The organism is Lysinibacillus telephonicus (genome assembly GCF_003966145.1).
GTDB lineage: Bacteria > Bacillota > Bacilli > Bacillales_A > Planococcaceae > Ureibacillus > Ureibacillus telephonicus.
The window spans coordinates 1-8,509 of sequence record NZ_RXNR01000111.1 but is presented as its reverse complement, the minus strand read 5'-3'; the positions used below and the strand labels follow the sequence as shown (position 1 = coordinate 8,509).

At 33.1% G+C, this 8,509-nt stretch carries 9 protein-coding genes; 6 read left to right on the top strand and 3 right to left on the bottom strand.

Annotation, left to right across the window (positions count from 1 at the left end; genetic code table 11):
• Positions 1 to 186 precede the first annotated feature (186 nt).
• The 3 genes from EKG35_RS19895 to EKG35_RS19885 all read right to left on the bottom strand — a co-directional run bounded on the left by EKG35_RS19895 (position 187) and on the right by EKG35_RS19885 (position 2,360).
• A complete protein-coding gene (locus EKG35_RS19895; RefSeq protein WP_126296288.1) occupies positions 187 to 846 on the bottom strand; it encodes a potassium channel family protein in 660 nt (219 codons plus the stop codon).
• Positions 847 to 924: 78 nt separating this feature from the next.
• A complete protein-coding gene (locus EKG35_RS19890; protein ID WP_126296287.1) occupies positions 925 to 1,695 on the bottom strand; it encodes a class I SAM-dependent methyltransferase in 771 nt (256 codons plus the stop codon).
• 221 nt (positions 1,696 to 1,916) lie between these two features.
• Positions 1,917 to 2,360: a redoxin domain-containing protein gene (locus tag EKG35_RS19885; protein ID WP_126296286.1), complete on the bottom strand. Its 444-nt coding sequence runs from the start codon at positions 2,358 to 2,360 to the stop codon at positions 1,917 to 1,919.
• A 252-nt stretch (positions 2,361 to 2,612) separates the two neighbouring features.
• On the opposite strand from EKG35_RS19885, the gene EKG35_RS19880 reads away from it, so the two are divergent.
• The 6 genes from EKG35_RS19880 to EKG35_RS19855 all read left to right on the top strand — a co-directional run bounded on the left by EKG35_RS19880 (position 2,613) and on the right by EKG35_RS19855 (position 8,353).
• Complete coding sequence (locus EKG35_RS19880; protein ID WP_126296285.1) at positions 2,613 to 3,155, top strand: helix-turn-helix domain-containing protein; 543 nt, start codon at positions 2,613 to 2,615, stop codon at positions 3,153 to 3,155.
• 16 nt (positions 3,156 to 3,171) lie between these two features.
• Positions 3,172 to 4,263: an ABC transporter ATP-binding protein gene (locus EKG35_RS19875; RefSeq protein ID WP_126296284.1), complete on the top strand. Its 1,092-nt coding sequence runs from the start codon at positions 3,172 to 3,174 to the stop codon at positions 4,261 to 4,263.
• 1 nt (position 4,264) lies between these two features.
• Complete coding sequence (locus EKG35_RS19870) at positions 4,265 to 5,068, top strand: ABC transporter permease (RefSeq protein ID WP_126296283.1); 804 nt, start codon at positions 4,265 to 4,267, stop codon at positions 5,066 to 5,068.
• Positions 5,068 to 5,868 carry an ABC transporter permease gene (locus EKG35_RS19865; RefSeq protein ID WP_126296282.1) on the top strand — a complete coding sequence of 267 codons (801 nt, stop codon included), beginning with the start codon at positions 5,068 to 5,070 and terminating at the stop codon, positions 5,866 to 5,868. Before EKG35_RS19870 ends, EKG35_RS19865 begins: the two co-directional genes overlap by 1 nt.
• A complete protein-coding gene (locus EKG35_RS19860) occupies positions 5,865 to 6,941 on the top strand; it encodes an ABC transporter substrate-binding protein (protein WP_126296281.1) in 1,077 nt (358 codons plus the stop codon). Before EKG35_RS19865 ends, EKG35_RS19860 begins: the two co-directional genes overlap by 4 nt.
• A 221-nt stretch (positions 6,942 to 7,162) precedes the next feature.
• Entirely contained in the window at positions 7,163 to 8,353 is a 1,191-nt protein-coding gene (locus EKG35_RS19855) for an MFS transporter (RefSeq protein ID WP_126296280.1), read from the top strand.
• Positions 8,354 to 8,509 lie beyond the last annotated feature (156 nt).

Below are 8,509 nucleotides of genomic sequence, written 5' to 3'. Positions count from 1 at the left end.
TTTATAATCATTATCGTTACACAAAAAAATTAAACGGCTTAAGCCCTTTAGAATTCCGAGCTCAAGCCGCTTAAAATCTTTTTATTATTTATACTGTCTACTTGACGGGGAGCAGTTCAGAATTCACTGTTGGACAACCCTTATTTATTTTTCATAATGGAAATTTACGTTTTGATGAAACAACATTTAACTCATTGTTTTCTTTAAGAAGCGGTTAATATCAACATCTGCACCAATAACTAACAGAATATCACCAAGCAATATTTTATCATCAGCTGCAGGAGAAATGATGATGGAGTCGCCCCTTTTTATGCCAACGATATTAATTCCATATTTCGCACGAATATCTAAATCAATTAATGAGAACCCTGCAATTTGTTCATTTGCTTTTATTTCCATAATTGAATGCTCATCAGAAAGCTCTAAGTAATCAAGTACATTATTTGACATCATATTATTAGCAATTCGAATTCCCATATCACGTTCTGGATGAACTACATGGTCTGCACCAATTTTTCTTAACACTCTAGCATGGTAATCATTTTGTGCTTTTACGGTAATTTGTTGAACTCCTAAATCTTTTAAAATTAAAGTTGTTAAAATACTTGCTTGAATGTTTTCACCGATGGCAATAATTACATGTTCAAAATTACGAATTCCAAGAGATTTTATTACTTCCTCATCTGTTGTATCTGCAACGACTGCTTGAGTCGCAATTTTAGCATATTCATCAACTCGCTCAGGAGAAGTATCAATTGCCAGTACATCGGCACCTAGCCTAATCAGTTCTTTTACAATACTTCCTCCAAAACGTCCTAATCCAACTACGACAAATTCTTTTCTCATGTTTCCCCTCCGTACAAGACCTCGCTTCACCTATTTTAACTTAGTGGCGCCGCTTTGTACAAATAGTATAGTTAATTATTATTCCTTGACTCCAACAAACCTTATTCTCTTATAATCCGCTTCCCATCGCCCATCTTTAAATAAAATTGGTTTAAGAGCGTTTTCGACATTTGCGATGATAAAATCCTTTCTGTCTTGATTTACCCCATCGAAAAGTGAATTTCCAAACATATTAATCCAATTTTTCAAACCGTCTGTTCCCTCTAATGGTGTTGGTCTATTAAAATGTGATGCATAAACCACCCGAAAACCAACACTTTCCATTAAAGTTGAATATTCTCCTATGCTTGGATAATACCAAGGATAATTTTCCTCATGATATTCTATTCCACATGCCTTTATCTGTTTTATAACTTCGTTTGTAATAACTTGTACATTGCCTTTCCCACCAAATTCAGCAACAAATCTTCCTCCATGTATTAGACTATTATAGATGCCAGCAATCGCTTTTTCAGGAGGCTGTACCCAATGCAATGTTGCATTCGAAAATACTGCATTAAAGACATTATCGTAATCTAGAGATATGGCATCCTTAACTAAAAATGTTACTTCAGGATATTTTGCTTTTGCCTGTTCAATCATATTTTCCGATTTATCTGTACCAATTACATGAACACCGATATCAAATAGTTTTTTCGCTATATCCCCTGTTCCACATCCTAAATCTAAGATTCTCTCACCAGGTTGTGGTGATAATAGTTCGATAACATCGCTGCCATACTTCGATACAAATGAATGGCGTTCATCATATAATTTTGCGTTCCAACTATCTTTTTTAGTAGTGTTCATCTTTGACCTCCATATATTCACATTATTTGTAAAGTTATTTAAATAGATTGTAAAGTATATGGACTATAATTAATATTTGCTAAAAATCATAGATGTTATAACTAATTTTTATAAAGCTCCATTCGCGCTTTGTTTTCTCTGTAAAATAAAGAGTAAATTAACAGCTCCCTCGCCAAAATAAACGTTGAATGCGTAAAGCGCGAATGGCAATTAATAGTTTGTTAAGTTTCTTGTATTAATCGATTAATACTCGTTTCCACCATTTTCGTTCCTCTGCTTCCTGATTGATAATGCCGCAATACTCCAAATTTATCAAAAACATAATATGCGGGGACAAATTGATTATTAAATGCATCTGTTAATTTCAAAAAATTATCGACAAAAACCGGATGAGAAATATTGAACTTAGCAGCAGTCTTTTTAATTTGCTTTATATCCGTATCTTCTTCTGATCTAGGCATATGGACTGCAACAACATTTAGTTGATCCTTATACTGTTCGCAAATTCTATTAACATTTGCCATCGCTTCTTTACATTGATGACAACTAACTGACCAAAAATGAATTAAAGTTGGTTTTTCTCCTATTAATTGTGAACGTGTCACTTTACCATTAATCCATTTCGATGCCCCTTCTAATTCAGGCATTGGTGTGCGTAATCTCATTTATATTTCCCCCTAATATGAAATAAAAAATGTAGCATCGATCGAATATAAAATATTCTAAAGTCTTTCAAATCGTTACATTCAAAGTAAATCTGAAATTCAACTTTAAGATTTATAAAAACTTAAAAAAATAGGTATTGATTTACGTATTTTTTCCAGTATAATAATATCGTTGTTGTAAACTTTAAGTTTTGTTAAAGTAAACTTTTATACTGGAAGTTTATGAACACTAAACTTTTAAGGAGATTTATTATGCAAATTGGCGCAAAAATTAAAGCATTACGAATTAAAAAAGGACTAACACAAGAAGAATTAGGGGAAAGAACAGATTTAACAAAAGGTTACATATCACAACTAGAACGTGACTTAAATTCTCCTTCAATCGAAACATTATTCACTATTTTGGAAGTGTTAGGTACAACTCCTAAAGATTTCTTTGATGATTCGTTAAGTGAAAGGAAAATCGTTTATAACGAAGAAGACCAAACTTCTTATTTTGATGAAGATAAAAAATATCAAATACAATGGCTTATCCCAACATCAAATGAAAAAGAAATGGAGCCAGTTCTAATAACTCTTCAAAACGGCGGCGAATATAAACAATTTGAGCCATCATTATCAGAGACATTTATTTATGTTTTAAAAGGAAAAATAAGAGTTGTATTAGGTGAAGAACAATATATCGCTAGTGAGGGAAATGCAGTCTATTACGAAGCATCAGAAAAACATCAAATTATTAATGCAAACAATGGCAAAACAATGTTGTTGTTAGTTGCAACAGAATCTTATTTATAGGTTAGGAGGCAAAAAAATGAACGACACAATCATTCGATTTGAAAATGTTTCAAAATCATATGATGACGGGACAGTAGTATTAAAAAATATTAATTTTGAAATTGAAAGAGGCAAATTTTATACGTTGCTAGGACCTTCTGGTTGTGGGAAGACAACCATCCTTCGTTTAATTGCAGGATTTACAGAGCCTTCAAACGGAACTATATATTTTAACGACAAGAATATTAATAACGTACCTGCCAATGAACGACAAGTGAATACCGTTTTCCAAGATTACGCTCTATTCCCTCATTTGAATGTTTTTGAAAATGTAGCTTTCGGATTACGCATCAAAAAACTAAAGGAATCTGATATCCAAAATCGAGTAATGGAAGCCCTAAAGTTTGTAAACTTAAGTGGCTACGGCAATCGTGAAATTTCGGAAATGTCTGGTGGACAACGCCAACGTGTTGCAATTGCACGAGCAATTGTCAACGATCCTGAAATAATTTTATTAGATGAACCATTATCTGCACTCGATTTAAAGTTACGCTCCGAAATGCAATATGAACTAAGAGAGCTTCAACAACGTTTAGGTAAAACATTTGTATTTGTTACACATGACCAAGAAGAAGCGTTGGCTATGTCTGATGAAATTTTTGTTATAAATGATGGCGAAATTCAGCAATCAGGAACTCCCGTTGATATTTATGATGAACCTATCAATCGCTTTGTTGCAGATTTTATAGGAGAGTCAAATATTGTTGACGGGGTAATGATTGATGATTTCCAAGTTCAATTTAACGGTAAAACGTTTGAATGTGTGGACCAAGGCATGAAGCCAAATGAAAAAGTAGATATAGTGATTCGACCAGAAGATTTGGAAATCACTAGTGTTGATAAAGGAAAACTCGTTGTAACAGTTGATACACAACTTTTCCGTGGTGTACATTACGAGCTTTCAACTTATGATAAGGATGGGAATGAGTGGCTAGTTCATTCACTTAAAAAGGCAGATGTAGGTGAACAAATAGGTTTAGATTTTGATCCAGAGGCAATCCATGTAATGCGCTTAAACGAAACAGAAGAAGAATTTGATAAACGACTTGAGTCCTATGGAGAAGACTAAAATGACAAATAGAGTTTCTAAAGGATCGTTGTTTCCTTATTGTTTATGGATTTTATTATTTGTAATTGCACCTATTGCCTTAATAGTTTACTATTCTTTGCTGGATTTAGAGGGGAAATTCACTTTAAGTAATTATCAATCATTCTTTTCCCCTGCTTATATAAAAATGACATTCACAAGCTTTTGGTATGCATTTTTAATTACGTTTTTTACACTCGTAATTTCTTATCCAACTGCTTACCTATTAACAAAAACAAAGCACAAGCATTTATGGTTAATGTTAATTATTATTCCTTCATGGATTAATTTATTATTAAAAACTTATGCATTTATCGGGATTTTTGGTTTGTACGGTCCGATAAATGCTGTTGTAGAAGTGTTCGGAATAGAACCAAAACAAATTTTATTTACTGATTTCAGCTTTATTTTTGTATCAGTATATATTTTTATTCCATTTATGATTATTCCTATTTTCAATTCACTAGATAAATTAAACCCAACATTAATATATGCAGCGCGTGATTTAGGAGCTTCGAGCTTTACAACATTCCGTCGTGTTGTTTTTCCTTTAACAATTGATGGAGTGAAATCTGGGATTCAAGTAACGTTTATCCCTGCATTATCATTATTCATGATTACTCGTTTAATAGCTGGGAACCAAGTCATTACATTAGGAACTGCTATTGAACAACAATTCCTTGTATCCCAGAACTGGGGAATGGGTTCTACAATTGCGGTATTCTTAATCATAATTATGATTATTATTATGCTTGTTACAGGACAAAGAAAAGGAGGCCGTGCATAATGAAAAAATTATCTGCTGCCTCAAAGATCTATCTTATAATCGTTTTTATTATTCTATACGCTCCTATATTCTATTTAATTTTTTACTCATTTAATAGCGGCGGCTCGATGAACAATTTTGAATCTTTTACCCTTGAACATTACAAGGCGGTGTTCGAAGATTCAAGATTAATCGTCATCTTAATCAACACAGTGATTGTAGCATTACTTTCTGGATTGATTTCTACAATTATAGGTACACTTGGTGCAATAGGTATTGTATCGATAAAAGATGCGAAAATGAGAAATATACTTCTTTCATTAAATAATGTTTTAATCGTAAGTCCTGATGTTGTTATTGGTGCGAGCTTCTTAATATTATTTACAATGATCGGTGTAAAACTTGGATTCACTTCTGTTTTAGTTTCACACATAGCATTCAGTATACCTATTGTCGTACTAATGGTTTTACCAAAACTTCTTGAAATGAATAAGTCACTAATTGATGCGGCACGCGACTTAGGAGCAACTAAGCGGGATGTATTAACAAGAGTTATCCTTCCCTATATTCAGCCAGGGATTTTTGCAGGCTTCTTTTTAGCGTTAACTTATTCGCTAGATGATTTTGCTGTTACTTTCTTTGTAACAGGAAACGGATTTTCTACCCTTTCAGTAGAAATATACTCGATGGCACGTACTGGTATTTCGCTAACAATTAATGCCCTATCAGGATTAATCTTTTTAATTACTGTTTTAGTTGTAATTGGCTACTACTTTGTTGCGAATCGTGCAAAACGAGTTAGCGAGGAGGTACAGCGATGAAACCGTTAATTCAAGCAACTATAGCAATAATAATTGTATGTGCACTCCTATTATTTGCAGCAAATAGATTAGAAACTGCTGGTTCACAAGGAAGCAAAGATACCATCACGGTATATAACTGGGGAGAGTATATCGATCCAAGTTTAATTGATCAATTTACAGAAGAAACCGGCATACAAGTAATTTATGAAACATTTGATTCAAACGAAGCTATGATGACAAAAGTTGAACAGGGTGGTTCTGCTTATGATGTCGCTGTACCTTCTGAATACATGGTCCAAATGATGATTGAAAAAGACCTCCTTATACCATTAGATCATTCTAAAATTCCAAACCTAAAAAATATTGACCCTTACTTTTTAGATTTGGCTTTTGATCCTAAAAACAAATATTCAATCCCCTACTTCTGGGGTACAGTCGGAATTGTTTATAATCCAAATTTAATTGACGATCATTTAACATTTACGACTTGGGAAGATTTATGGGATCCTTCATTAAAGGACAAAGTATTCTTAGTTGATGGTGCACGTGAAGTAATGGGAATGGGCCTAAATTCTTTAGGTGAATCACTTAATTCAAAAGATGATGAGCTGCTTAAGAAAGCTACAGACAAATTGATTACATTGTCGCCAAATATTAAAGCAATCATTGGAGATGAAATTACACCATTAATGATTAATAACGAAGCAGCTGTTGCCTTAACATGGTCTGGTCAAGCTGCCGATATGATGTGGGAAAATGAAGAACTTGATTTTGCAGTACCAAAAGAAGGTTCAAATTTATGGTTTGATAATTTTGTTATTCCAAAAACTGCTGCAAATATTGATGGTGCTCATGCATTTATAAACTTTATGCTAGATGCTGAAATTTCCGCACAAAACAACGATTATGTTGGATACTCAACACCTAATGCAGCAGCAATGGCTTTAATGGATCCTGAAGTAATTGAAGACGAACGTTTTTACCCAGGAGAAGATTTACGAGATAAATTAGAAGTTTATGAAAACCTAGGCCTTAAATGGTTAGGAAAATACAATGAGTATTTCTTAAAGTTTAAAATGTCTATACGATAGTTTGAAAAGCACAAGCTCCTCGATTAGGATTTGCACACAACAATCATTTTATATTATTGATTAAGTCGACGAAATTAGAATTAAAATTTCGTCGGCTTTTGTATATGTTGGTTAAAATGAACAACCATTTTTTGTAGTTAATCAAGATAGAATATGGTAAGCTATTGAATACAATTAATTTTTACATATTTTCGGATGTAGTATGAGAAAGGTGGACAGTAATGTCTCAAAAAAAGAAAAAAATAGCTTTGCTAATTTTAATGTTTAATATGTTTATTACAATGGGTGGTATAGGAATTATTATTCCTGTATTACCCTCTTATTTGGAGAAATTCGGTGTAGGTGGTCAAGTTCTAGGATTTTTAATCGCTGTATTTGCATTTGCACAATTTTTATTGTCGCCTGTTGCAGGGGATTTATCAGACCGTTACGGCCGAAAAATATTAATTATCGGTGGGCTAATTGTTTATGGTATATCTCAATTGTTATTTGGATTAGCCACTGAAGTTTGGATACTTTTCCTTTCACGCTTCTTAAGCGGAGTTGGTGCAGCTTTCATTATGCCGCCTATCATGGCTTATGTAGCAGATATTACAACTATTGAAGAACGAGGAAAAGGCATGGGAATGATTGGTGCCGCTATTTCATTAGGTTTCATGATTGGACCTGGTTTAGGAGGATTTTTAGCCAACGTAGACTTGCATTTCCCATTCTTTTTAGCTGGTTTTGTAGCATTGGCTGCGGCTATTTTATCGTTTGTCGTATTATCAAATATAAAACCGCAAATTGAAGAGGCTAATATTCAACCTCGTGATAACTTAATACAACAATTAGTTCGTTCAGTAAAAACACCTTATTTTATTTTATTAATTGTTGTACTTACTTTCAGTTTTGGTATTGCTAATTTCCAAGCTACCTTATCCATGTTTTTAACTCTTAAATTTGATTATTCACCAACTGATATTGCAATTGTTATTACTGTAGGTGGTTTTGTCGGTGTAGTTCTTCAAATGTTTATTATTGATAAATTATTTAAACGATATGGTGAAATGAAAGTTATTTTAGTTAATTTAGTTGTAGCCGCTATTACAATGCTATTAATGATTTATGTTGGTGGTTTCTTTATTATTTTAGCAGTTTCAACAGTTTTCCAAATCTCTACTGTATTTATCAGACCTGCAGCAAATTCGTTAATTTCTAAATTTGCTGGGGCTGATCAAGGATTTGCGGCTGGTATGAACAACGCATACATGAGTTTAGGCAATATGATAGGACCTGCATTAGCAGGAGTCTTACTTGAATGGAAGATTCCTTCACCTTTTATATTAGGTTGCATCATTCTATTAGGTTGCTTTGTTTTAGCGTATAGCTGGACAATAAAAAAGGCTCCAAAGTTAATGCGTGCTGAATAGAACAAAAAGTTGCACTCTAAAAATTGCAACATGTACTGATGTTAGTCTAAATTATGGACACAGTAAATTGGGAGTTTATAAAGTATAATAATCTCAATAATTTACTAGGAGTGTCTAGGATGACAAATCGAAAAAGTTACGACAAAGAATTTAAAT

Coding starts and splice junctions, on each gene's coding strand:
- EKG35_RS19890 (WP_126296287.1), bottom strand. CDS start 1,695: ATGAACACTACTAAAAAAGATAGTTGGAACGCAAAATTATATGATGAA.
- EKG35_RS19880 (WP_126296285.1), top strand. CDS start 2,613: ATGCAAATTGGCGCAAAAATTAAAGCATTACGAATTAAAAAAGGACTA.
- EKG35_RS19875 (WP_126296284.1), top strand. CDS start 3,172: ATGAACGACACAATCATTCGATTTGAAAATGTTTCAAAATCATATGAT.
- EKG35_RS19895 (WP_126296288.1), bottom strand. CDS start 846: ATGAGAAAAGAATTTGTCGTAGTTGGATTAGGACGTTTTGGAGGAAGT.
- EKG35_RS19855 (WP_126296280.1), top strand. CDS start 7,163: ATGTCTCAAAAAAAGAAAAAAATAGCTTTGCTAATTTTAATGTTTAAT.
- EKG35_RS19885 (WP_126296286.1), bottom strand. CDS start 2,360: ATGAGATTACGCACACCAATGCCTGAATTAGAAGGGGCATCGAAATGG.
- EKG35_RS19870 (WP_126296283.1), top strand. CDS start 4,265: ATGACAAATAGAGTTTCTAAAGGATCGTTGTTTCCTTATTGTTTATGG.
- EKG35_RS19865 (WP_126296282.1), top strand. CDS start 5,068: ATGAAAAAATTATCTGCTGCCTCAAAGATCTATCTTATAATCGTTTTT.
- EKG35_RS19860 (WP_126296281.1), top strand. CDS start 5,865: ATGAAACCGTTAATTCAAGCAACTATAGCAATAATAATTGTATGTGCA.